This is a genomic window from Nitrobacter winogradskyi, assembly GCF_006539545.1.
In the GTDB taxonomy this organism is placed as follows: Bacteria; Pseudomonadota; Alphaproteobacteria; order Rhizobiales; family Xanthobacteraceae; genus Nitrobacter; species Nitrobacter winogradskyi_A.
In genome coordinates, this window is sequence record NZ_BJNF01000071.1 from 43923 (window position 1) to 68488 (window position 24566).

16 protein-coding genes, 1 tRNA gene and 3 pseudogenes are annotated in these 24566 nt (G+C 60.0%); 8 read left to right on the forward strand and 12 right to left on the reverse strand.

Annotated features, from left to right (window positions below; all coding sequences use genetic code 11):
* Nucleotides 1-170 precede the first annotated feature (170 nt).
* On the reverse strand, nt 171-4943 hold the full coding sequence (gltB, locus tag NWI01_RS12845; RefSeq protein ID WP_141384224.1) for a glutamate synthase large subunit: 4773 nt from the start codon (nt 4941-4943) through the stop codon (nt 171-173).
* 485 nt (nt 4944-5428) lie between these two features.
* The gene (locus NWI01_RS12850; protein WP_141384225.1) at nt 5429-5890 is read right to left on the reverse strand and encodes an Hsp20 family protein; all 462 of its coding nucleotides are present in this window, start codon (nt 5888-5890) and stop codon (nt 5429-5431) included.
* Nucleotides 5891-6102: 212 nt separating this feature from the next.
* On the opposite strand from NWI01_RS12850, the gene NWI01_RS12855 reads away from it, so the two are divergent.
* Nucleotides 6103-7047, forward strand: a complete 945-nt coding sequence (locus tag NWI01_RS12855; protein WP_141384226.1) for an alpha/beta fold hydrolase — start codon at nt 6103-6105, stop codon at nt 7045-7047.
* Nucleotides 7048-7085: 38 nt separating this feature from the next.
* Here NWI01_RS12855 and hisN read toward each other — a convergent pair whose 3' ends face one another.
* Nucleotides 7086-7871: a histidinol-phosphatase gene (gene hisN / locus NWI01_RS12860; protein WP_141384227.1), complete on the reverse strand. Its 786-nt coding sequence runs from the start codon at nt 7869-7871 to the stop codon at nt 7086-7088.
* 706 nt (nt 7872-8577) lie between these two features.
* Nucleotides 8578-9465 carry an N-formylglutamate amidohydrolase gene (locus NWI01_RS12865; RefSeq protein ID WP_141384228.1) on the reverse strand — a complete coding sequence of 296 codons (888 nt, stop codon included), beginning with the start codon at nt 9463-9465 and terminating at the stop codon, nt 8578-8580.
* A 173-nt stretch (nt 9466-9638) separates the two neighbouring features.
* On the opposite strand from NWI01_RS12865, the gene cpdR reads away from it, so the two are divergent.
* Together cpdR and NWI01_RS12875 are read left to right on the forward strand one after the other, a co-directional pair.
* Nucleotides 9639-9998 carry a cell cycle two-component system response regulator CpdR gene (gene cpdR / locus NWI01_RS12870; protein ID WP_009797255.1) on the forward strand — a complete coding sequence of 120 codons (360 nt, stop codon included), beginning with the start codon at nt 9639-9641 and terminating at the stop codon, nt 9996-9998.
* Nucleotides 9999-10071: 73 nt separating this feature from the next.
* Nucleotides 10072-10146: transfer RNA gene (locus tag NWI01_RS12875), tRNA-Val, on the forward strand.
* Between the two features lie 273 nt (nt 10147-10419).
* Here NWI01_RS12875 and NWI01_RS12880 read toward each other — a convergent pair.
* The 5 genes and pseudogenes from NWI01_RS12880 to NWI01_RS12895 all read right to left on the reverse strand — a co-directional run bounded on the left by NWI01_RS12880 (nt 10420) and on the right by NWI01_RS12895 (nt 13884).
* A pseudogene (locus tag NWI01_RS12880) lies at nt 10420-10792 on the reverse strand (NUDIX hydrolase).
* A 76-nt stretch (nt 10793-10868) separates the two neighbouring features.
* Nucleotides 10869-11639, reverse strand: a complete 771-nt coding sequence (locus NWI01_RS12885; RefSeq protein ID WP_181410471.1) for a hypothetical protein — start codon at nt 11637-11639, stop codon at nt 10869-10871.
* Nucleotides 11636-12001, reverse strand: coding sequence for a recombinase family protein (locus tag NWI01_RS18950; protein ID WP_181410472.1), 366 nt, complete (start codon nt 11999-12001; stop codon nt 11636-11638). Before NWI01_RS18950 ends, NWI01_RS12885 begins: the two co-directional genes overlap by 4 nt.
* A 54-nt stretch (nt 12002-12055) precedes the next feature.
* Nucleotides 12056-13480: a phage terminase large subunit gene (gene terL, locus NWI01_RS12890; RefSeq protein ID WP_181410473.1), complete on the reverse strand. Its 1425-nt coding sequence runs from the start codon at nt 13478-13480 to the stop codon at nt 12056-12058.
* Nucleotides 13481-13530: 50 nt separating this feature from the next.
* A complete protein-coding gene (locus NWI01_RS12895; RefSeq protein ID WP_141384230.1) occupies nt 13531-13884 on the reverse strand; it encodes a DUF5681 domain-containing protein in 354 nt (117 codons plus the stop codon).
* Between the two features lie 406 nt (nt 13885-14290).
* On the opposite strand from NWI01_RS12895, the pseudogene NWI01_RS12900 reads away from it, so the two are divergent.
* Nucleotides 14291-14892, forward strand: a pseudogene (locus NWI01_RS12900) (transposase); the annotation flags it as partial.
* A gap of 309 nt (nt 14893-15201) precedes the next feature.
* On the opposite strand, the gene NWI01_RS12905 reads toward NWI01_RS12900, so the two are convergent.
* Both NWI01_RS12905 and NWI01_RS12910 read right to left on the reverse strand, forming a co-directional pair.
* On the reverse strand, nt 15202-16989 hold the full coding sequence (locus NWI01_RS12905) for a hypothetical protein (RefSeq protein WP_141384231.1): 1788 nt from the start codon (nt 16987-16989) through the stop codon (nt 15202-15204).
* A 762-nt stretch (nt 16990-17751) separates the two neighbouring features.
* A pseudogene (locus NWI01_RS12910) lies at nt 17752-18100 on the reverse strand (transposase); the annotation flags it as partial.
* Nucleotides 18101-18145: 45 nt separating this feature from the next.
* On the opposite strand from NWI01_RS12910, the gene NWI01_RS12915 reads away from it, so the two are divergent.
* A complete protein-coding gene (locus NWI01_RS12915) occupies nt 18146-18958 on the forward strand; it encodes a hypothetical protein (RefSeq protein ID WP_141384232.1) in 813 nt (270 codons plus the stop codon).
* Here NWI01_RS12915 and NWI01_RS12920 read toward each other — a convergent pair.
* On the reverse strand, nt 18950-19759 hold the full coding sequence (locus NWI01_RS12920; RefSeq protein WP_141384233.1) for a TauD/TfdA dioxygenase family protein: 810 nt from the start codon (nt 19757-19759) through the stop codon (nt 18950-18952). The genes NWI01_RS12915 and NWI01_RS12920 overlap by 9 nt on opposite strands.
* 327 nt (nt 19760-20086) lie before the next feature.
* Here NWI01_RS12920 and lanM point away from each other — a divergent pair, with 327 nt between their 5' ends.
* The 3 genes from lanM to NWI01_RS12935 all read left to right on the forward strand — a co-directional run.
* Nucleotides 20087-23251: a type 2 lanthipeptide synthetase LanM gene (gene lanM / locus NWI01_RS12925; RefSeq protein WP_181410474.1), complete on the forward strand. Its 3165-nt coding sequence runs from the start codon at nt 20087-20089 to the stop codon at nt 23249-23251.
* An 18-nt stretch (nt 23252-23269) separates the two neighbouring features.
* Nucleotides 23270-24361, forward strand: coding sequence for an ATP-binding protein (locus tag NWI01_RS12930; protein ID WP_141384235.1), 1092 nt, complete (start codon nt 23270-23272; stop codon nt 24359-24361).
* Nucleotides 24345-24566, forward strand: a 222-nt coding sequence (locus tag NWI01_RS12935; RefSeq protein ID WP_141384236.1) for a hypothetical protein, incomplete at its 3' end; no start/stop codon positions are given. The genes NWI01_RS12930 and NWI01_RS12935, both read left to right, overlap by 17 nt.

Consider the following 24566-nt stretch of genomic DNA (forward strand, 5'->3'; position numbering starts at 1 on the left):
GAATCTGCTTTTGTCCGTCATTGCGATGAGCGAAGCGACGGCGCAATCCAGTTTCTGCTTGCCGCTCCGGATTGCTTCGTTCCGTCCGCAATGACGACTAAGTCGTCCATGCTTTGCCACCCGTCGAGATCAGCGCGAGGCGTGCGTCCTTCAGGATGACGGTATTCGTATTACGCTCCGATCGCGATCTTCGGTTCGGCGTCCGCGTCGGTCTTCATTTCCTTCAATGCGCGGCGGTATTCAACCGGCATCACCTTGCGGAATTTCGGCAGGTAAGCCTTCCAGTTCGCAAGAATGTCGGCGGCGCGTCTGGACCCGGCGAGCTTGGCGTGGCGCGTGATCAGCACGTGCAGCCGCTCGACATCGGATTCCAGCAGGTTCTGGAACACGTCGACGCGCCCGTGCGCCTCGAGGTCGCCGCTGTGATGATAGGTGCCGGCATTGATCATCTCTTCCGACAGCACCGGCTCCAGATCAACCATCGCGAGATTGCACAGCTTCGAAAAATCGCCGGCCTCGTCGAGCACGTAGGCGACGCCGCCGGACATGCCGGCTGCGAAGTTGCGTCCGGTCCTGCCCAGTACGACGACGATGCCGCCGGTCATGTATTCGCAGCAGTGGTCGCCGGCGCCCTCGACGACGGCGACCGCGCCGGAGTTGCGCACCGCGAAGCGCTCGCCGGCGATGCCGCGGAAGTAGCATTCGCCTTCGATCGCGCCGTACATCACGGTATTGCCGACGATGATCGATTCCTCCGGCACGATGCCGGAATCCGCCGGCGGCCGCACGATGATTCGTCCGCCGGAAAGGCCCTTGCCGACATAATCGTTGCCTTCACCCTCAAGGTCGAAGGTGATGCCGCGCCCGAGCCATGCTCCGAACGCCTGACCGGCCGTGCCCTTGAAATGGACCTGGATGGTGTCGAGCGGCAGGCCGGCATGGCCGTAGATCCTCGCGACGGTGCCTGACAGCATCGCGCCCGCTGAGCGGTCGGTATTGTCGATCCCGGTCTCGATCGTCACCGGCGCGCCGCGATCGAGAGCGGGCTTTGCCTGTGCGATCAGCTTGCGGTCCAGCACATTGTCGAGGTGATGGTCTTGCGTCTCGGCGTGATGGATCTTCTGGCCCGGCGCTTCCTTCTGCCGGTAGAACAGCTTCGAGAAGTCGAGCCCCTTGGCCTTCCAGTGCGTCACCAGTGCGGTCTGGTCCAGCATCTGCACCTGGCCGATCATCTCGTCAAAGGTGCGATAGCCGAGTTGCGCCATGATCTCGCGCACTTCCTCGGCGACGAAGAAGAAGTAGTTGATGACGTGCTCGGGCTGGCCCGTGAAACGCCTGCGCAGCACCGGATCCTGGGTCGCGACGCCGACCGGACAGGTGTTCAAATGGCATTTGCGCATCATGATGCAGCCGGCGGCAATCAGCGGCGCGGTGGCGAAACCGAACTCGTCGGCGCCCAGCAGCGCGCCGATCACGACGTCGCGGCCGGTGCGGAAGCCGCCGTCGACCTGGACGGCGACACGCGCGCGCAGCTTCTCCCGCACCAGCGTCTGGTGGGTTTCGGCAAGCCCGATCTCCCAGGGCGATCCGGCGTGCTTGATCGAAGTCAGCGGCGAGGCGCCGGTGCCGCCCTCGAAGCCGGCGATGGTGACGTGATCGGCGCGCGCCTTGGCGACGCCGGCGGCGACCGTGCCGACGCCGATCTCGGAGACCAGCTTCACCGAGACCAGGCTCTCCGGGTTGACGTTCTTCAGGTCGTAGATGAGCTGGGCGAGATCCTCGATTGAATAGATGTCGTGATGCGGCGGCGGCGAGATCAGGCCGACGCCGGGCGTCGAATGGCGCACGCGGGCGATGGTCGCGTTGACCTTGTGGCCGGGCAATTGCCCGCCCTCGCCGGGCTTTGCGCCCTGCGCCATCTTGATCTGGATCATGTCGGAGTTGACCAGATACTCCGTGGTGACGCCGAAGCGCCCCGAGGCGACCTGCTTGATCGCCGAGCGCATCGAGTCGCCGTTCGGCATCGGCTTGAAGCGGTCAGCCTCCTCGCCTCCCTCGCCGGTGTTCGACTTGCCGCCGATCCGGTTCATCGCGATTGCGAGCGTGGTATGAGCTTCCCGCGAGATGGAGCCGAAGCTCATGGCGCCGGTCGCAAAGCGCTTGACGATCTCCTTCGCCGGCTCGACCTCGTCGAGGGGGACGGGCTTGCGCTGGTCGTCTTCCGCGGTCTTGAACCGGAACAGGCCGCGCAGCGTCAGCAGCCGCTCGGACTGTTCGTTGAGAATCTTCGCGAACGCGCGATAGCGTTCCTGCGAGTTGCCACGCACGGCGTGCTGCAGGTTGGATACCGACTCGGCGGTCCAGGCGTGATCCTCGCCGCGGGTGCGGAAGGCGTATTCGCCCCCGACATCGAGCGCGGACTTGTAGATCTGGATGTCGCCGAACGCGTCCGCATGGCGACGCACGGTTTCTTCCGCGATCTCCGCCAGGCCGACGCCCTCGATGCGACTATGCGTGCCGGCGAAGTATTTCGCGATGAAGTCGGCCTTCAGTCCGATAGCGTCGAAGATCTGCGCGCCGCAATACGACTGATAGGTCGAGATGCCCATCTTCGACATCACCTTGAGCAGGCCCTTGCCGATCGACTTGATGTAGCGCTTGACGATTTCCTTGTCGTCGAGGCTGCCCGGCAGCCGCTCCTTCATCGCGATGATGGTCTCGAACGCCAGGTAGGGGTTGATCGCCTCGGCGCCATAACCGGCGAGGCAGGCGAAATGGTGCACTTCCCGCGGTTCGCCGGATTCGACGACGAGGCCGACCGACGTGCGCAGGCCGACGCGGATCAGGTGGTGATGCACGGCGGCGCAGGCGAGCAGCGCGGGAATCGGAATCCGGTCGACACCCATCATGCGGTCGGACAGGATGATGATGTTGACGCCTTCCCGCACCGCGGCTTCCGCGCATGCGCAGAGTTCGTCGAGAACCTGCTCCAGCCCGGCCGGGCCGACGCTGGCCTCGAAAGTGATGTCGAGAGTGCGCGAGACGAAATGCGATTCCGCGACATCGGAGATCGAGCGGATCTTTTCGAGGTCGGCGTCGGTCAGGATCGGCTGCCGTACTTCGAGCCGCTTGGTCGAGGCCAGACCTTCGAGATCGAACAGGTTCGGCCGCGGTCCGATGATCGAGACCAGGCTCATTACCAGTTCTTCGCGAATGGGATCGATCGGCGGGTTGGTGACCTGCGCGAAATTCTGCTTGAAGTAGGTGAAAAGCTGCTTCGGACGGTCCGACAGCGCCGAAAGCGGCGTGTCGTTGCCCATCGAGCCCGAGGCTTCCTCGCCGATGGAGGCCATCGGCGTCATCAGGATGTTGATGTCTTCCTGCGAGTAGCCGAAGGCCCGCTGGCGATCCAGCAACGGCAGGTTGGAGCGTGTCGCCCTGGCCGGCGCGTCCGGCAGATTCTCGACCTGGATCTGGGTGCGGCCGAGCCATTCCCGATACGGATGGCTATTCGCCAGCGCGGCCTTGATCTCGTCGTCGGGGATGAGACGGCCCTGCTCGAGATCGACCAGCAGCATCTTGCCGGGCTGGAGCCGCCACTTGGTGACGATCTGGTCTTCCGGAATTTTGAGCACACCCATCTCGGACGCCATCACGATGCGATCGTCGCGGGTGACGAGATAGCGCGCCGGACGCAGGCCGTTGCGGTCGAGCGTGGCACCGATCTGGCGGCCGTCGGTGAAAGCGAGCGCCGCCGGACCGTCCCACGGCTCCATCAGCGCCGCATGATATTCATAGAAGGCGCGTCGCTGCTCATCCATCAAGGGATTGCCGGCCCACGCCTCGGGGATCATCATCATGACCGCATGCGCGAGCGAATAGCCGCCCTGCACCAGAAATTCGAGGCTGTTGTCGAAGCAGGCCGTGTCGGACTGGCCTTCGTAGGAGATCGGCCACAGCCGGCTGATGTCCTTGCCGTACAGATCAGAATGCACCGACGCCTGCCGCGCCGCCATCCAGTTGACGTTGCCGCGCAGCGTGTTGATCTCGCCGTTGTGCGCGACCATGCGATAGGGATGGGCCAGCGACCAGGCGGGGAAGGTGTTGGTGGAGAAGCGCTGATGCACCAGCGCCAGCGCCGATTCGAAATCCGGCTCGTGCAGGTCGGGATAGTAGGCGCCGAGCTGGTCGGCGAGAAACATGCCCTTGTAGATCACGGTGCGGCACGACATCGATACCGGATAGTAGCCGGAAAGGCCGCGCTCGCGCCGCTCAAAGATCGCCTGCGAGATCGACTTGCGCAGGATGTAGAGCCTGCGCTCGAACTCGTCCTCGGTCGCGGCTGTGCCGTTGCGACCGATGAACACCTGCATGTTGGCGGGTTCGGTCGGCTTGACGGTTTCACCGAGCGAGGAGTTGTCGGTGGGCACCTCGCGCCAGCCGAGCAGGGTCAGGCCCTCAGCCTTGATCTGATCGGCGATGATGCTCCGGATGATCTCGCGCCAGGCGGTCTCGCGCGGCATGAACAGCGCGCCGACGGCGTATTCGCCGGGCTTCGGCAGCGTGAAGCCGAGTTCCTTCGCCTTGCGCGCGAAAAAAACGTGCGGAATCTGCACAAGGATGCCCGCTCCGTCCCCGGAGCGCGGATCGGCGCCGACCGCGCCGCGATGTTCAAGGTTGCAGAGAATGCTGATCGCGTCGGAGACGATCTGATGCGACTTCCTGCCCTTGATGTTGGCGATGAAACCGACGCCGCAGGAATCCCTTTCCAGCGCGGGGTCATAGAAGCCTTCCGCCGGCGGTCGCCAGGTGTGTTCATAGGTCTGTTCACAGGTGTGTTCATGGCCTGCGTGCTGACGTGCGGGTTCAAACGGTTTCGCGGCCGACTCCGCTGCCGGTGAATGAGACCGGATGGTCTCCCGCTCGAACGATGGCCCGCTCATCTCAGTCCTTTCCCGGCCAGGATCGTGACATCCTGCAAATGTTCGCGTCTTCGGCGCATCCTGGGGCGGCCGTGGCCACCCCCGATCGACAACCTCTGGGTTGACAATCTCGGGTTGACAACCCTGGGGCCACCCTTCGCAAGCCGCGCGCCGAAGTTTTGAGAATTCAAGCCTGGTTGCCCGACGTCCGCGGGGACAGCGAGCCTGTCATGTCCTGACCGGACATCAGACGCCTGCATACGCGGCAATACTTCGGTGCCAAGCCGATCTTCAAATTAAGACAGCTTTGCTGTCCTAACCCTCACATTGCCAAATTTTTCTCTATCACACAAGCGCCGGGGAGTCGCTGATGGCGTGTAAGTTATGCCCAAAACGCGACGGCGGTGAAATTGATCAAACCTGCCCGTCTCACTGTCCGGGCATGGCTTGGAAAAAAGCGCCCCGGCGGAACCGGGGCGCTTTCCTCGTTCGGAAAAAAGTCCGGATCAGGCGGCCGCCTTCTCGACAGCCGGCGCGGTTGCCGTGCCGGTCGAGATCGGAATGCTGCGGGGCTTCTTGGCCTCCGGAATCTCGCGAACGAGATCCACATGCAGTAACCCGTTCTCCAGCGAGGCGTCCTTCACCTGCACGTAATCGGCCAGCTGGAAGGCGCGTTCGAAAGCGCGGGCCGCGATGCCGCGATACAGCACCTCGGACTTTTCCCTGCCGTTCTCATTGGCGACCTTCTCGCCCTTGATGGTCAGCGTGTTTTCCTTGGCGACGATCGAGAGCTCGTTCGGTGCGAATCCCGAGACGGCGACGCTGATACGATACGCGTTATCGCCGGTGCGATCGATGTTGTAGGGCGGATAGCCCGGCGCGTCGCCGTTGACCTGGTCGAGCAGGTTGAAGAGACGGTCGAAGCCGACGGTGGAACGATAAAACGGGGTGAGATCGAAAGTGCGCATGGTTCAGTCCTCCATTGAGCGACATCGTCAGGAACCCGCCCGCCAATCGGGCCGGGCTTTCGTCTGGGTGCAGCCTGGTCGATCCCTTCGGGACCACTGGTAGCGGCCTGCACGAAAATGATATGGAGGGAGTTCAGGCACGTTCAAGAGGCGGGACACGGCTGCTTCCGGGCGATCCGCTCTTTCAGGTTTCTCCTCCAGCCGGTTCGGTCATGAAGCTGGTTTCAATCCCCGCAAATCCGGTTCCGGAGAATTGCGTCAGCGGCGCCGTGAGAACCTCCGACGGGGTCGATTTACGTTTCGCGCGGTGGCCGTCGCCGCAAGGGCGCAAGGGAACCGTCTGCCTGTTCACCGGGCGCGGTGAGCAGATCGAAAAGTATTTCGAGACCGTGCGCGATTTGCGCGACCGCGGTTTTGCGGTGGCGATGATCGACTGGCGGGGGCAGGGACATTCGTCGCGTCAGTTGCCGGATCCGCGCAAGGGCCATGTGCGCCATTTTTCCGATTACGAGAATGACGTTAGCGCGTTCGTCAGGCAGGTCGTGCTGCCGGATTGCCCGCCGCCCTACTTCGCACTGGCGCACTCAATGGGGGGCGCGGTGCTGCTACGGGTGGCGCGCGCCGGCAATCGCTGGTTCGACCGCATGGTGCTGTCGGCGCCGATGATCGACCTGCCGGGACGTCGCGCCTCGCTCCCGGTGCGTACGCTGCTGCGTGCGATGCGACTGCTGGGACAGGGCGGCCGCTACATTCCCGGAGGAGGCGCCCAGATCACCGGCATGGGCAGTTTCGCGGGCAATTTCCTGACCAGCGATCCCGTGCGGTTCGCCCGCAATGTCGCGATCCTGGAGGAGGATCCGACGCTGGGAATCGCGTCTCCGACGGTGGCATGGGTCGACGCCGCCTTCCAGACGATGCACGATTTTCGCGATGCAGGTTATCCGGCGCGGATTCGTCAGCCGCTGCTGTTGATCGCGGCCGGCAGCGACGCCATCGTCTCCACTCCGGCCATCGAACGGTTCGCCTATCATCTGCGCAGCGGACTGCACCTCGTCATTACCGGATCGAAGCATGAAATCCTGCAGGAACAGGATCGCTACCGCGCCCAGTTCTGGGCGGCCTTCGACGCTTTCGTGCCTGGTACGCCGCTGTTCTAGAGTTTTCTGCTTCTGATTCCATCAGAAGCGAAAAGGCTCTAGCCATTCAGCCGCTTCAGCGCGGCCTCGTGGACGCGGCGGTCGCCGGCGGCGACGACGCGGCCGCCACCTTGGGCCGGCTCGCCCTCCCACGTCGTGATCACGCCACCGGCCCCGGTAATGATCGGTATCAAAGCCGCGATGTCATACGGTTTCAGTTCCGTCTCGATGACGAGATCGAGATGGCCCGCGGCCAGCATGCAGTAGGAATAGCAGTCGCCGCCATAGCGGGTCAGCCGTACCTCGGCTTCGACCTTGCCGAATGCGGCGCGATCGTCGGGATTCATCAGGAGAGGACTGGTCGTGAACGAGGTCGCCTCCTGCAGCGACGGGCATCGCCGCACCGCGAGCTTGCGTCCCTGCGACGGTCCCCGGTAGCGCGAGGAGCGGCTGTCGCCGCTGAATCTTTCGCCGATATAGGGTTGGTGCATCATGCCGAACACCGGCGTTCCGCGATGCAGCAGCGCGATCAGCGTGCCCCAGATCGGAAAACCCGCGATGAAGGATTTGGTGCCGTCGATGGGGTCCAGCATCCAGACATATTCGGCGTCTTCGTTCTGATTGCCGAATTCCTCGCCGACGATGCCGTGCTCGGGAAAGCTCGCCTGGATCATCCGGCGCATCACCGCTTCGGCCGCCCGATCGGCCTCGGTCACCGGATCGAAGTCGCGGCTGGCGCTCTTGTTTTCGACGTCGAGAAGAGACGTTCTGAAAAACGGCAGGATCGTTTCGCCCGACGCCGTCGCGAGACGGTCGATAAAGGCGGTAAAGTCAATCACCGTCACGCTGTACCTCACCGGGTAATGTTCGTTGCGTCCTGGAGCATGATCCCGAAAAGTGGAAACCGGTTTTCGGAAAAGATCATGCTCAAACAAAAAGATAAGCGACGAGTCTGATTCAACGCAGTTGAATCGGGCTCAACGCAGTTGAAACAGACTCTGGAGCATTTTCGCCTCTGGTTGGAAGCGAAGCCTGAGTTGTGTTCTGACGCGTTTTCCTCACGCGAACAGGTCATCCGCCGCGCTCGGAACGCTATGACTGAACCGCCTCCTATACATGTCCGGATCGGATATCGCACCGTCCGCCATCCCGTCACGGCGTAGTTTTCCCGTGCTCGAATCGTTCGCGGGCGTTGCACTGTATTCCTCGACTGCATCAGTGCGGATCGGACGCGACCGCCCTGAGGGCGGAGGCAGGGAAATCTCGATGAAATACTGTTAAGTATTTGAATTTTCAGGATGAATAGCAGTGGTCAGGCCGATGGTTGATGAACCGGTAAGGGCAGCAAAATAATTAAAATACCTCTATTCGCGAGGAGTTAGCTCGAAAATCCCTTGCATTTTGTGCGGCGCGGTTACATATTGTGCGCTGCGGTAGCCGTCGCGCTATCGCTGCCCTCCTTGGGCGTTTCCTCCCTAGACTCGGGTCGCTTGTTCGACGGGCGACCCTTTTTCTTTTTCTTTGCCGCATTTCAAACCGTTGGCCGGGCGCCTACTCTGCGGCGGCGCGGAAGGGGCCGAGATCGTCCAGGGGGATCGCGGCCAGGGCATTGGCGAGCGTCAGGAAATCCGCGGCAACCTGGTTGAAGCGGGGGCCACGCTCGCGTCGCCGTTCGTCCATGTAGACCGCCCGGTTGAGTTCGAGTTGAACCGCGTGCAGTCCGCTGGCTGGATTGCCGTAATGTTCGGTGATGAATCCGCCCGCGTAGGGCTTGTTGCGGGTGACCGAGTAGCCGAGGCTTCTCAGCAGATCGTTGATGATGTTCGGAATCTGCGGCGCGCAACTGGTTTCATAGCGATCACCGATCACGATGTCCGACCGCCTGGACTCCTCCGGCGCGATGCCGGTCGATGGCATCGAATGGCAATCCACGAGGATGACCGTTCCGAACGTCTGATGTGCCTTGTAGATCAGCCGTCGCAGCGCGCGGTGATAGGGTTTGTAGAGCTGTTCGATCCGGCCCAGCGCATCCTCCACGCTGAGACGCTCGCGATATATTTCCTCGCCGTCGCCGACCACGCGCGGGATGGTGCCGAGACCACCCGCGACGCGCATCGATCGCGTATTGGCGAAGCTCGGCAGCCGCCCGGTGAACATTCGGGGATCGAGTTCGTAAGGTTCGCGGTTCACATCGACGTAGGAACGGGGAAAATTGACCCGGACCACCGGAAAACCGGCATCGGTCAAGCCACCGATCAGTTCATCCATGAACGAATCTTCCGACCGGCGCAGGCCGGCGAGATCTATTCGCGACGCGGACAGGAATTGCTCCGGATAGATCGAACCGGAATGCGGAGAGTTAAAGATGATAGGGGATCGCCATGTCGCCGGCTCTGCGATCTCGAAAGGAGGCGGTTGGTCACCGTCAAACTGGCTCATCGCCGGCGTCATCCTTGCGCAGCCGTCTGCCGGACACCTCCGGACAGGCTTTCTGAACCTGTATTGTCGATAATCGCAACCCTTCTGCCAAGCCCCAGTTCGCCTTCACTCCAAATTTACCAGATATGGATTATATAAAAGACTGCTTATCCAGCCGGGCTCCAATGACCTCCATGCACAAGATCCTCCTCGCCGAAGACGACAACGACATGCGCCGATTTCTGGTCAAGGCGCTGGAAAATGCCGGTTTCAAGGTGTCGTCCTATGACAACGGCCTCTCAGCCTATCAGAGGCTGCGCGAGGAGCCCTTTGAAATGCTTCTCACCGATATCGTCATGCCGGAAATGGACGGCATCGAGCTGGCGCGCCGCGCTTCCGAACTCGACCCCGACATCAAGATCATGTTTATCACCGGCTTCGCGGCCGTCGCGCTGAATTCTGATTCCGAAGCGCCCAAGAACGCAAAGGTATTGTCCAAGCCGGTGCATCTGCGTGAATTGGTCAGCGAAGTGAATAAGATGCTGGCGGCTTGATTCAGGTGGCCGCTGATCCTTGCCTGTCGGCGCGGGAGCCGATATAGGACCGGCGACCCCTGTGGGAATTTTCGGGCGCGTAGCTCAGCGGGAGAGCACTACCTTGACATGGTAGGGGTCACAGGTTCGATCCCTGTCGCGCCCACCATCCAGTCTACTATTTCGTCGACGTATAGAGACTTCGCGAATTGGCCCGCGTTCTGCGGGGATTTCCGAGATTGGTTTTATCGGAGACGGTCTCCGTTCCTGAATTCGGCTCAAAACCGCGGCCTGTCTCCAGTAAAAAAATCCCGTTCCTGGCAGGGTTCCGTGTGAACGAACCACCGTCGCCGGACTATAGTGACAGTGCCGTATCCGCCAAGAACACTTGGCCCGACCTACCCCAGGGACTGGTTGGTCAGCGCAGGTCGGACTGAAAGGGCTACCGCGGAAAGAGCCTGTCGCGGATGTGCTCGAGGTGGGTGGGAGCCGGACACCCCTCGGCTTGTGCTAAACCGCACGATCTGTTCTTTCTTGTCGCCAATGTCGAGACGCCCCTTCGCGGTTTTGGCGATGAAGATGGCGTCGCTCATCTTCCGGCCGGAAATCTTGTTCTTTGCCATGACTTCCTTCCAAAGCTGAAGGCGTCCGAGCTTCAGGTTCGGCAACTCCTCCTTCATCTCGCGCCTGATGCAGTCCCGGTCGGTTCCCTTGTCGTGACGGCGGCCCGGAAACATCCAAAGCCCGTCCTTTCGACCACGTAAGAGAAGGACTTTGCCTCGTCTGACAGCAACGAGCTTTGATGACTTGGTCATGGTGCGACAAGCGTACCGAACGACATTTCGCTGCGATCTTATGATCGCTGTGCGAAAGAACCGTGAATGCTATGTGTCAACGCATCGCTGTTGGCGACAGACCCACATGTTCGTATTGTTTTGACCATTCGGCGGGCGCGTCGCGGAGTTCAGCAATACCGATGCCACGAGGCAGGCGGCCTTCGATTGCAGCCTTGACCAGAGATGGGGCGAGGAAGGCCATCGACACAGTCATGTTGATCTGCCGAGTGCTGCACTTTTGTCGGGCGGCTATATCTTCAACTGTCGATCGACCGGATACGATCTCGTCCAGCCACATCCTGCCACGCGCAATTGATTTGATCAGGCCAGCACGGCGCTCAGCCCGAATGGGACGTGCTCGGGCTTGCGACTTCATAGATGCCGGCAGAATCACTTCGCGGAAGCGGCGCATCGGTGGCTTGGTCCAGGGGACGAAGATGGTCTCGCTTTGACGGCCTGACTGCTCGTTCGCCTTTAGCGTGATTGCCAGCCGTTTGCTCTGGATCTCGACCCGTTCGATATAGTCAGTGACGGCATCCTGATCCGAGACGTCGAGCGGCTGACTGTTTCCGGCTGTCAACTGGTCGCGAGCCGCTTTGACGACGAGTGCCTCGATCTCTTCAGCAGAGACGCGTGCAACAGAGCCGACTGGTGCTTCATCACGAGTACGGCGGACTGGCTGCGAGATGTAATAACGATAGCGAACACGGTTCTTGGTCGGGTAGGTCGGAATCATCCTGATGCCGGCGTCGTCAAAGATGATTCCGCCGAGCAATGCCTTCGACTTCTGCTTGGTCTGGGTTCGATGCGACCACAGTTCAGTCAACTTGGCCTGAACAGATCGTGCTCAATCAAGGGCGGCTGAGGTCCGGGCAGGATCTCTCCCTTGAATTTGACCTCGCCAACATAGGAGCGATTGCGCAACATGTAGAAGAGTGGGCCTTGGGTGAATGGAATGCCACCTCGTGTTCCTCCCGATGACAGGTGCCGGACCTTGGACGTCAGGCTTCGCTCTTTGAGGTCTTTAACCAGACGGTTGGCGCTGACATCCTTTCTCTTGAGCCTAAATGGCAGGAAGGATGACGGGAATGCACAAGTTTCAACGAGATAGATGTGGCCCACAAGCTGCGGGTGCTCCAGCACGCTGACAAGATTTGCGATGTCGGAGGCCGAACGTAAAAGGCGCATGGTCCAGGTTTGGGATACTCACTGAGGCTCGCGGATCGTCTCCGCGAGCGATCGTTACCAAAGATGCCGCGCCCACCTCATCGAGGTGTCGTATCCGCTGATCTCGTAGGCAAGCGCCTGGGCGATGCTATCGACCTGATCGTCGTGCCGCGATTGAGGAAAAGTAAATAGTTCTGCCTCCAGATCCGGCAGCCATGGAGCCGAGATCGGCAAATAGACCTTTCCGCTTTCAACCTTTGCTGCCACGATCTGTGCCCTGGTGAGCTTATCATTTGTCGGCCGTACGCCGATAACGCTGAAACGGCTAAATCTGAGCTCCTGAACCAGCGCCGATCCGGTACCGGCATCCTCTATAAGGATCTCATCCGGCTGATGCTTTTCCGCCTGTTGCAAGACAAACGCTTTGAGGAAGGGATATTCCAGCCGCTTTCGCGCAAGGTCCATCAGCCGGTAGAAGTGGTCCTGCACCAGCCAGGTTGTGATGACGGAGTAGTCGTTGGATGGGCCTGCCTTCGTTGCGGTATCGATGCTCTGAAGGATAGTTGAACCAGGCTGGCGTGGCGGCAACACATCATAGCGTCGGACCCAAGCTCGCCTCATCATATAGCCGCCCGGAGGCACCGGTTCCTGTTGGTATTGAGCCTGCCAGGTATCAGTTCCGACTTCTTCTCGGCGTTTGTTAAGCTCTTCCAGCGACATCCTCTCCGAATGAAGCGGGTCACCCTCACGACGCTCGTAAGTCAGATTTGGTCCAATCTGGATCGTCTCGTTGCACGTCGCGATTGCCGGCAAGTTCAAGGAGGGCCAATTTTCAGACGATCGCAAAAGCGTCCCGGCGAGATCGTCCTGATGCAGTCGCTGCATGACAAGGATGACGGCCGCGTCGCGAGGGTCGTCCAGCCGGGATAGGAACGTTTGATAGTACCAGTTGTTGACGCGATCGCGCCGGGTGTCGGACAACGCCTCGCCGGGCTTCAAAGGATCATCAATGATGGCGATATCGCAGCCCCGGCCCGTAATGGGACCGTCCACCGATGTCGCAATCCGGCACCCGCCAGCGCTGGTCGTGACTTCGCTCTCGGTATTTTTCTCAATATGAACGTTGGGAAAGACTTTTCGATACATGTCTGACTCGATGATGACACGGAAATCGTTGCCGTGCTTGATCACGAGGTCTGCCGCATAGCTTGCGACGATGATTGTTTTCGAGGGGTCTTGGCCAAGTATGAATGCTGGATAGGCGACCGACGTGATGATTGATTTGAGATGTCGGGGAGGCACTGCCACTATGAGCCGCTTTTGTTGACCGAGCCTGATCCGCTCGAGTTGATGCGCAATCGCCTTGATATGCCAGTTCATCAAGAGTTTTGTGGTCGGCTTCAGAATATAGAAGCAAAGCTGAGTGAACGTGACCAGATCGTCGCGTGCGGCCGCAAGGAGAGCATCGACAACGGTTCGGTCAGCGCCTAACGATTTCATCCGAACCGGGCGCTTTGCAGGGCGACTCGTCGCTCGAGGTTTTGGCTTTTTCATTCCTTGAACCCCCTTCGCTTGAAATACTCGGCCAGAATGGCCTGATCTTGCTCGGGCGTGGTGAGCCGATCAGTCTGAGATTCATCGGTGTCGTGGCCGACACCTGAGATCGCGAATAGAAAGCTGAACGCCTTGGCATCCCCGGCCATGGCTTTGTCGCCAAGCCTGCGCGAGGAGATTTCGGCAACGGTCATCGATTTCTTTCGACCGTTGAGGGTGACCACAACCTTCCCGTTGAGCTCCGTCTTCGCCAAATTCGCGGCGTTTTTGGACCCTTTGGGTCTGCCTTTGGGATTTCCGCTCTTGCCTGGCTTAAAGCGCGTCGCGATGGGCGGCCTTCCTTTGCCCACTGCATAGTTTCCGGATCGAGGGCGGTTATGCGCGGAAGTATTCTCTAAGCTTTCGCGGAATTACCTCCACGCGCAGCAATACTCAACGCATGTGTGGAACACTGCGAAACACTTGGGTGGCGATGTAACTTCTGAGGACGTTTATTGGCATCGCGGTCTACTTATCTGGTCTCGTCGATCAAATTCATTACATCGCGCATTACCCGGGGCACAGTCTGCAGTTCAACATCCCGTGGTGAGTGATGCGCTTACGATTTTGGCCGGCTCACTTCAGCGACGCTACATACCAGACCTCTGTCGGGACGCAGCGGCTAAGAAATCTCAAAGTTCGCGCATCAACGGGCATGCAGTCGATCATTTGAATCCATAATGCATTAAGACTGATACCGGACCACCTCATAGGGGCAGGCCAATTGCAATTGAGAACGATATCCGTGGCCTGCTACGCAATTTCGGACTCAAAGTCGGCGTCGTCGGAACGGTCAAATTCAGGGATAGGATTCACGATCTCCTCGAAGGCATGTCTGATCTGGCCGAACTCATCGGACCGTTACTGGAGGCCTACATCGGAAGGTTCTGGCGTTGGCCCGGCACGATGCCGTTTGCAGCCGCTTGGTGACAATACCCGGCGTTGGGCCCGTGGTAGCGCTTGCTTTCATCAGCACCATCGACGTGCCGTCACGCTTCCGCAACTCCAAAGCTGTCGGCCCGGCACTGGGTCTGACACCGGCGCTCCATCAGTCGGGTGAGAGCACGCGGGTGGGCCGCATCTCGCTCTGCGGCGATGGGATGATGCGCACGCTGCTCTACGAAGCGGCCCAGGTGATGCTAACACGCGTTAAGAAATGGTCCTGGTTGAAAGCGTGGGCAATGAATGTTGCCAAACGACGCGGCCAGCAAAAAGCTCCCGTCGCTTTGGCGCGTCGCCTTGCTGTCGTCATGCACCGGATTTGGATCGACGGCACCAAGTTCCATTGGACAAGGGAGGCCGCGCAAATAGCCATCTGAATCATTCAGTCAGTAAAAGTATGGTTCCGCTCACCGGCGGACGATGTCCCTCGTGGGACGGTGAGTGAAGTGAGTTCGTGGAGGCTCTTGTACCGGCGGCTTGCCGTCAGGACGCGAGTCAGATTGTGCCGCTTCATTCCTCTGATCCCATACTGGGAGGGCTACAAGCCAATCCCGAAGAGAAGCGAGGCCCGCGAGAGAGATCAATCGGTGAGACGGAGGGCTTGAAGGCACTTGACCCCAACACGCCGAATAGAGAAGAGCCTCCCTTCGCGAAAAGCCTGTCTCGAATTATCTGACGACGGACAATCAATAATTTGAGACGCCGCACTTAATGAAAAGATTCATGCCGATCAACGGATTCCGGCTGACGATATTGGAAAGGATACTTCGGTCAAACCGTTGCTGGGCTATATTCGGAACGAGTACGCTGCCCTCGCGCACGATGCATTCGCACTGCAAACGGCTGCGGTCGAGTGAGCAGGTCCGGACGAACTGGTCCGGGCCGCCACCTTCCGCGTTCCCGGCAGGCGCGGTCGATATATCTACCAGCGTCGTCAGCAGCACCGACAGGAAGGGGTGTGCGCATCCCATCGTCCGAACCGCCGTGACGCCCTCCAAGAACATCGCTTGGCTCTGCGCCGATCCGCCGATGGCCTCACCAATGTTCTTGCTTGAGAAGGCATCGCCCATGAGCGCAAGGTTGAACGACGCCTCCAGCAGGCGGACTAACGCCAGGCGCTCAACGGCGGAGCTAGGCAGTTTGCAGGCCTCGACCGATTCCGCAATCACCCCGCCAAAGAAACTCATGTCGCCTCCTTCCAGCCGCTGGACGTCACCGGTGACGACGGCGCGCACCCGGTCGACCCGCGACGGCAGAAAGGCATGAGGGGGAAAGGGTGTGCCTTCCATGCGCTGGCGGAAGCGGTCGCGGCGCGCGGCTATGCGCTGTGCCCCTTCAGCGTCCCGCAGCGCGGCGATGCGTTCCTGCGCCGGCCGGAGTGCGGCGTGGAGAAAGGAAGGGCGCAGCAGGGAAAGGTCATCGCCGAACGCCTTGATCGCTTCCTCCGCCTTTGCCGCAGTCGCGGCGGCCGAGGCGGCGCTTGCGGTCTGCGAGAAGCGGACCTCGGCTTCCGCTGAATGCCGGCTCGCCTCAACGCTCAGCCGCGAGGCCTCGCGCGGGTCAAAGGGTGGAGGTCGCGACCCCTGGAAGAAACCGCCTGCGAACAGGATACGGTCGCGCACCAGGTAGCGGTATTGGAAGAGGCCTTCATAAAGTTCTTCTCGCAACAAAGCGTCGCCGGTCAGAACACAGTCGCGGACCTCAAGCAGAAAATCCGCGCGCTGTTCATCCGACATCGCCACGAAAGACGTGCCGAACCTTTGCGAGAAGGCCGGTTCGGCGAAGGATTCGACCGCGGCAGCTTTGGCCGCGTCGTAGGTCTGAAGGCCATCAGAAAACCTGATCTTCAGTTCCCTCGCGCTTGCCCATGCTGACGCCCTCGCCTGGAGCCAAGGGTCAATGAGACCACAATGCTCGTTGAAGCGCGTGACGGTGCCGCCGGACGGCGACCACGGCGGATAGATAACCACCGTATGGTAGCCCGGTAGGCCGAGGGTCACATAAGGGCGATCGAGCGAGTCGCGAGAGTCCGACTGACGCACAGGATGTATACCACGCGTATCGCTGGTCTTGTCGGCAAGTCGCACCGTGCCATTTGGATCACGGACCAGTCGGTAAACAGCGTTGAGCCGGCTGGAGGCGATTGTCACCTCGCCGATGTCACCGGAGCGAGCGTCGTTCCGTTTGAAGGTGGCCAATACCCGGATCGGCTGTCCGTCGCGCACGAAGCCGGCGCCGGCCCATTCACCTTCGAGTCGGTCGGGTACGAGCGCGGCCGGATCGGATTTCTTCCACGGCGTGAAATTTTTGGCCTTGGCAGGCGCCGCCGTGGTCTTAGCCGCCATCGCGGCGTCGGCCGCGTCTCGCTCAGGCTTGGATGCTGCGGTGATGTTGTCGCGCCGGACGGAGTCGTTTGAGTTTTCGCTCGAATCGGACTTCTGCTCATTTTCAGTAATGTTCGTATTCGGGGCCATCTCCCGAGCAACACTGAAAGTCGAACAGCCTGGGTATGTCACCTGTCCCCGGAACTTAAGTCCAGTTTCATCCACGGTGCCACGGAGGCCAACCGGATGATATCCGGAAGGCCGGTTGAGCCATCTGCCGGTCTTGATGATTATGCCGCCGTCATTGTCCGGCTTCGCAAAAATCTCATAACTTCCCTTCTTTGCATGCGGGTTTGAGGGAAGGGGGAAAAACTCAAACGTGCCAATATGGTCTCCCGTCGTGCGTTCAGCGAACGTCAAGATCAAACCGGTTAAGCCTTGTCCACATGTATAAGTGCCAGACCACCTACCGGACAAACCAACGTTGTCAACGGCATTCGACGGCGCGCAAAGAACCAAGCAAGCCAGGATTGCAGCGATTGCAGTATGAAGCCTTCTCATCGGCGGTTCTCGCATAATCACTCAAGCTCTATCGGAAGGTGAAAACGGCAGTCTAGTAATCTAAAAATGGATTCTTCGGTTATTATTACCTCGGATAAAAGCGGTATCCTGCTGGCCTGGCACAGATGATCGCATCATAGACGCTTTCGGAACAGCCTTCATGAAGGTTTGAGACTCGCGTCTGTGCTTCTCGAAAGCCACGGCGATGTCGTGGCCGCCACATTTGGCGTCGTAGCTTTTGCAAACCATCAATATGCCAGCTCGCTATGGCTTATTAATGCGTTATTGCGCGGGAGCGGTGAAGTGCTCGATGCATGGCGGTGATACTCCTTCAATCAATGCGTTGGTTATCCGATGATGGTGGAAGCGGCGAAGATCTCCAGCCTCGGCAATGATCGTCAGCGCATTGATCGGCCCAATACCTGGGATTTGCCGCAGGAGCAGGTAAATCTTTGCTATGCCGCAGCGGTTCGTCCGCCTGCGTCTCGGTCTCATTAGGCTACGTGCTTCAGCAATGACCATCCGGAACATACGGATGGCAAGTGCTTCCAGCGGCAACGGCAATCCGATCGATGTGCTCGCGGTCTCATAAAAAATCCGTTAGAAGTGATATCCATTAGAATTTGTGTCTTGCAGACTCTACGACCGACGACATCCCGGCTGCTGCGACGAAGGCCTCCTTCGTCAGCGCCGTTAACGAGAATGCGCTATAAGCGTAACCTTGGCGTGACACGGAGACGATGACTTGAGTCTGATTGGCCGCTGGCTGATGCAAGCCAAACCGTCTTTCCGCGAGCGCATGGGCCGTTTGGCAGCGAGACTGGATTGGTTGAGCTGCGCGGAGCGGCTGGAATTGGATCTCGACCCTCGTCCAGAATATGGCTGGCCAATGTTGCGTCAGGCGTATGTCGCAAAGCGTCTTGGGTTGCCAGGATATACCGCCATTGAGTTCGGGGTGGCGGGCGGCAATGGCCTGCTGGCGATGGAGGCACATGCTCGCCGGATTGAGGCTGCGACGGGTGTGAGGATCGACGTTGTCGGTTTTGATACCGGAGAAGGATTACCTTATTCCGACGATAGCCGGGATCATGCCTATGCATGGTCACGAGGCGACTTTGTCATGGATGTCGAGCGGTTGCTTGACCGGTTGACGACGGCGCGCCTGGTTCTCGGCAACGTCGCGGATACGGTGCGGCCCGCTGTCCATGATCTGTCATCTCCGGTCGGATTCCTTTCCTTCGATCTGGATTTTTATTCAGCGACCAAGAATGCCCTGGCGCTTTTCGATGCGCCGCCGGCGGCGTTCATGCCGCGCGTCACCTGCTATTTTGATGATGTGATAGGGGGGGTTGAGCTCGCTTATACCCACTTCGCGGGCGAGCTTCTTGCGATCGTCGATTTCAATGCGAACCATCCTGATATTAAGATCGACCGCGGCCTTGGTGTGCAGCGCGCGCGGCCAGCACTCTGGCTCCAGAAGCTATATGTAGCACACCTTTTTCGCCATCCGCTGTACTCAGTCCGGGCAGTGCCGAGCGCGGATCTCTCCCTAAAGTGAAATTGGCAAAGGCGGTGTGCCGCAAATGCTCACCCGGTGCATCAGCCGGGTTTGCCCCAGATAGTCGTTCAGCGCGCGATGCATAGTGCAACGATTGTCCCAAAAGACGAGATCACCCGGGCGCCAACTGTGGCGGAATGTGAGGTCCGGATGCGTGGCCACTGCCAGAAGGTCGTTGCCTAGACAAGTCGCCTCTGCATCATCCATCCCCTCGAAGCCCACGGTGCATGCGCCGCTGTGGAAAAGCGTGGCCCGCCGGGTCTCCGGATGTAAGCAAACCAGAGGATGGATCGCCACTTGCTGTCGAGCCTCTGGAAGTACGGAGGGCAGAGCGCCGAAAACGCTCTTCGACTCATGTCGCGCCCATAGATGGTCGATCCGTATCCGGATTGACTCGGGCAGCGCCATCAATGCCTCATATTGGTTGGACCACTCGGTATCGCCACCAAAGGATGGGACGACCTGCGCGTGCAGCAGCGCCCCCATAGGCGGGGCGGGCAAATAACTGTTATCGGTGTGCCACGCGCCGCCAAAATTTTGTGCGTCGCCGGGCCGCTTGTTGATCGCCAGCACTTCGGGGCAGTTTTCCATTCCCGCAAGAAAACCATGCGGTTTCACGGCCCCGAACATCCTCGCTACCGCCACGAGCTGTTGCGAGGTTAAGATTTGTCGTGGAAATACAAGGACTAGATGCTTCATGAGTGCGGCCCGTATCAAGCGTACGCCGTCGAGATCAATTTCCGAAAGGGTAACGCCTTCAATCGTCGCACCCAGAGATCTTTCGCTGGGCTTGATGTTCACATCGGCATCCTTCCATCACCTTTCGCGCAGGTTAGGACAGCTTGCCATTCCGCCGCAAATCTGTATGTTTCATTTAAGGCGTTAGCCTGGGGGGACGACAGGGGATTATTAGTATGTCCAAAAGTACTTTGATCGAACTTGATCGTGAATTCGAAATGCTCTTGTCTGCACTTGCAGTGTCGGACAGTGCGCTAGAGATTGCGGCGGGAAGCGGCCGCGTGGGCGAAGGCCGTTCGACCCCTGGGGACGGTACCTCGAGCCAGGGCGTGAACTGCACTTGCTGCTGCAACTGAATTCGAGATAGTGCCCTAGCGACGTACGGGGCATTTGGTTTTCTTCGAGGAGTTGGGTGTGCATTGGAGGTCCGAGGACTTCGAGCTTGCATGCCTGACGCTTGATGAGATTTTTTCTAGCGCCTATCTGCCCGTGCCGCCAGAGAAGCGGGATTTTGCGCTGGTCAATCAGCGCCTGTGTACTTGGCGGGACATGGCCGCCAATGGCGACGACGTACTGCTTCGAAAGCGACTCGCGCGCGACGGGCTCGATCCGTCGGACGTCATAGCGCGTCTTGGCGGCGTGGTGCGAAGTGAAACGCACCGGGCGCCGGCCTGGGTGTCTCATTGCGAAAGTGTCTGCGCCCTTCTCCTAGAACCGGGGGGCGACGTCGATCCGGCGTGCGTCAACCTGCCTTTCGCTCCGTTGTTCTGGCATGTGGTGGCTTCTGCCATGAAGCGTTTGACCGAGACGAGCGACCGCTCTGCGGTGGTGCTCGGCACTCGCGTCCGCTCGAATCTCGCCTCGGCTCTGGCCGAACGCTTGGCCAAATTGTGCGAGCTTCCATTCTACGAAGCCATGATGCGATGGCGCAACGCTGGCGTCGATACCGCCGGCGCAGATCCGAGCTTCGCGGCCTTTATCGCCCATATGCGCGAGACTGGCTTCGACCTCTTATTCGCTCGTTATCCGGTTTTGTTGCGGCTCATCACCGAGATTCAGACTCAGTGGCTCGAGACGTCGCTGGAGTTCGTTGCTCGGCTGGCGGCCGATGCCGCGCTGCTTCGCGAGCAACCCTGGGGACCGGGCACCTGTGAGGTCGCAGCGATCGAGGTCGGTCTGTCCGACTTTCACAATAGCGGTCGGTCCGTTTTGGTCGTCACCTTCGCCGATGAGGTGAAGGTGGTCTACAAGCCCAAATCGTTGGCGACCGATCACGTCGCTGCCGAGGTTGCGACCCTATTTAATGATGCGCGGCCGGACTTCGCCTTCCGCGTCCCCGAATTTCTCGACCAGGGCGACTATGGCTGGTGCCGGTATGTAGCGGTTGAACCGTGCCGCGACCTTGCCGATATCGACTTGTATTTCTGGCGTGCCGGCGCGTGGCTCGGGGTATTTCACTTACTTTCCTCGTCCGACATGCATATGGAAAATATTATCGCATCGGGCACCACGCCCGTTCCGGTCGATTTCGAAACGATCCTTCAGGGCCTTTCCTGGCATCCCCAAGAATTGCCAGCGAGCCTTCGCGCTCTGTGGATGGTAAGCGATTTCCTCGAGCGGTCCGTCATCGCGGTGGGAATGCTGCCGGCATATGTGCGCGACGAGAATGACGGCCTGATCAGCATGGGCGGAATCGAGCCATCGCGCACTTCGATCGCCAGGGTCGCTTGGCGTGACGTGAATTCGGCCGGGATGCAACCCTATCAGGAGATAGTGGAGCGAGAGGTCGCGACGAATCTGCCGCTGTGGAAAGGGTGTCCACAGGACATAATGCACCACCGCAGTGCCTTCCTTCGAGGTGTGAGGGAGTCTTGGGAGACGGCTCTCGACCGGCGGCCGGAGTTGATCGCGCTTGTCGAGCGCGTTTCCGCTGACCTTGAGGTGCGGCGCGTCTTCCGACCCACCCGCTTCTATTATATGCTTGTCAAGCGGCTCTCTGACCATCGACAGATGAATGATGGCGCATGCTGGAGCATGCAGACCGAGTTCATCGCCAGGCTTTTTGACTGGGACGACGCCGCAGAGGAGCCTTGGAAGATCTTTCGCCACGAGCGCGCAGCGTTGCTTCGGCTAAATATCCCGGCTTTTCACGTGGACGCCGATAAGGCCGTTATCCGCGGACCCGACGGCGATATCACCAATCTCGACATGGATAGCGGCCTGATCGTGGCACGCGCCCGAATAAACGATCTCGAACAGGATGAGATGGCTCTACAATCTTGCATTGCGGCGACCTCACTCCAGGTGCCGAGCACCGTCAACCGATTGGTGCCTCTAGAGAGCCCCGCCGCTCAGCTGGACATCGCGAAACTGGTGTCTCAGCATCTCGAGCAGCGCGCGTTTCGCGCCGACGGCGCTGCGGCTTGGCTGGGACTTGATTTGGTCGATCATCAGAAGTTCGCGCAATTGGCCCCGCTCGGCTTCGACCTTTATGGCGGGACCGGCGGGATTGCGGTTTTCTTCGCGGCTCTGGCCCGAGTACGGCGCGATGATGCCGCTCGGCGCATGGTCCATGCTGCTATGGCGGCGGCGCATCATCAGATCGCGTCCCACAATGCCGGTCGGTTGACGCGGTCAATGAGCGTAGGCGGCGGAGTCGGGGTTGGCTCAATGGTGTATGCTGACGCTACTGTCGCCAGCATCCTCCGGGATCCATCCTTCGCTGATTGTGGTGTCGAAGCTGCGCGCTTGCTGGACGCTAAAGCCATTTCCGCTGACGACCGGTTCGACGTGATAGCGGGCGCTGCGGGAGCTTGTCTGGGACTGCTGCGCCTATATCATCTGCTTGGCGCGCCAGCGTTGCTCGCCCAGGCGCAGCTTTGGGCTAACCATCTCGAAGCGCACCGCAACGCCTTTCCTCCTCACGGTGTATGGTCTTCCAAAGCCTTCGCCAATCACCCGCTGACGGGTCTTTCTCATGGTGCCGCCGGCTACGCGCTCGTATTCTCTCGGCTCTACGCGGCGACGGGAGAGGCGCGATATCGCGACCTGGCGCGGGATTGCGTTGCGTTTGAAAACGGATTCTTCGACGATGAACGGCGGACGTGGCCTGATCTGCGGCGTAATCCGGAGACGGGGGCTTATGGCTGGCCTAATCAATGGTGCTACGGCGCTATCGGCATTGGATACAGCCGGCTTTCGATGCTCGAGGACGGCGCGGTCGACCGGGCCGCGCTGATCGTCGATGTAGAACGTGCAGTCGAAGCGGCAATCACGGGAAGGGCGCAGGTCAACGACACGCTGTGCTGCGGGGAGGCCGGCGTGATTGATTTCCTTGTGGAGGCCGGGCGGCGCCTGCATCGGCCCGAGGTTGTCACGCTCGCGCGCACCCGAATGCTTGATATGACGACGCGATTGGCCGGCGAGGGAGATTTTGCTTGGGACATCGGAACCGCGGACTATAATCTGGGCCTGCACCGGGGGGTCGCCGGTATCGGGCTCGTAGCACTTAGACTCGAGGATCCAGACATTCCCGCAGTGGCAATCTGGGAGTGACGCGCGGCGCCGCAGCGGATGCGGGCACAGGAGAGTCGTGTGCCGTCACTTACGTGTAAGACGCTTTTCGTAGGACGTACCGCCGAGCTGAAAATCTTGGAGGCCGCCTATGAAGCCGCTCGTTCGGGCAAGCCGCGCATCGTCGGCATTGTTGCGGAAAGCGGCTACGGAAAAACGCGGCTCGTGCAAGAATTCTTCTCGTGGCTCTCGACAAAGTATGACGCAGTTGGTCGCGAAGGGTATTGGCCCGACGCGCGGCCGTATCTCGACGACAATCTGCACATCAACCCCCCATTCCCGGACAGGGAACCTGAGGTGCCGTTGCCGTTCCTGTGGTGGGGATTGCGGCTGTGCGATCCCCATGCGCACAATGAGATCGTAGGTGGCGCACTCTGGCCGGGCGTACAGTACCTCCGGCAGCATTTGGGTGCGTATCGGCGACAGAACGAGATCGTTGGACTGAAACGCCAGCAAGGCATAACCTTCGCGGTAGGTCTGTTCAACGCCGCCTTCGACGCCGTAGCCAACACACTGAGCCTCAATCTGGCTGGGTTTGCCAAGACGGCGGTAGAGGCGATCGCCAAGCTCGATAAGCAACGAACGATCGTGCGTGAGCTCAATAGCCTGAAGGTTGCGCCCGCCGCGGTAAGCGGACGTGCCGAGGCCGACCTCCAGACCGCATTAATCTCTGACCTTAGCCTGCTTGCGAAACACCCGCCCGACAGCCTGCCTGCGGTGCCGCTGATCCTTGTGGTTGACGATGCGCAATGGCTCGACAAGGATCCCTCGCTGCTGCGGATGCTGACCGCATTGATCACGCAGGCGCGATCCGAAGCGTGGCCGTTGCTTGTGTTGATGACTAGCTGGGAACGCGAATGGCATACCACCCTAGCGTCGGGGCAACCATTATCGGTCATGTCGCCTGAAGCAGGGGATAGAGTCATCTGGCTCGGTCGGATACAGGATCTGGAGCTGGTCGTTCGCCATGCGCTGCCCGGTCTGACACCCGTCCAGGCGGAGATGACAGTCTGTCGCGCCGGGCAATCCTCGTCTGCTCGGCGACCTCATAGAACATCTGGTCGGGAATCCCAGGTTGTTCGTCGACCGTAACATTCTCGGACCGCTCTCTTCGGACGGACAGGCGCTGTTGCAGAATTACGATCTGCAGCGTCTCGCCGCCGATCGCCTGCGCGGATCCCCTGCGGGTGTCCAAAATGCGGTCATCACCGCGAGCCTGCAAGGCCTCACATTCTCTACGGCGATCGTGGAGGAAATCGCGTGCGCCATGCCCCCACTACGGAACAGCGACCTGAGC

Excerpts from the sequence above, each read along its gene's own strand:
- gltB (WP_141384224.1), bottom strand. The coding sequence starts at position 4,943 with ATGAGCGGGCCATCGTTCGAGCGGGAGACCATCCGGTCTCATTCACCG.
- NWI01_RS12850 (WP_141384225.1), bottom strand. The coding sequence starts at position 5,890 with ATGCGCACTTTCGATCTCACCCCGTTTTATCGTTCCACCGTCGGCTTC.
- NWI01_RS12855 (WP_141384226.1), top strand. The coding sequence starts at position 6,103 with ATGAAGCTGGTTTCAATCCCCGCAAATCCGGTTCCGGAGAATTGCGTC.
- NWI01_RS12865 (WP_141384228.1), bottom strand. The coding sequence starts at position 9,465 with ATGAGCCAGTTTGACGGTGACCAACCGCCTCCTTTCGAGATCGCAGAG.
- cpdR (WP_009797255.1), top strand. The coding sequence starts at position 9,639 with ATGCACAAGATCCTCCTCGCCGAAGACGACAACGACATGCGCCGATTT.
- NWI01_RS18950 (WP_181410472.1), bottom strand. The coding sequence starts at position 12,001 with ATGCGCCTTTTACGTTCGGCCTCCGACATCGCAAATCTTGTCAGCGTG.
- terL (WP_181410473.1), bottom strand. The coding sequence starts at position 13,480 with ATGAAATCGTTAGGCGCTGACCGAACCGTTGTCGATGCTCTCCTTGCG.
- NWI01_RS12905 (WP_141384231.1), bottom strand. The coding sequence starts at position 16,989 with ATGGCCCCGAATACGAACATTACTGAAAATGAGCAGAAGTCCGATTCG.
- NWI01_RS12930 (WP_141384235.1), top strand. The coding sequence starts at position 23,270 with ATGCGGGCACAGGAGAGTCGTGTGCCGTCACTTACGTGTAAGACGCTT.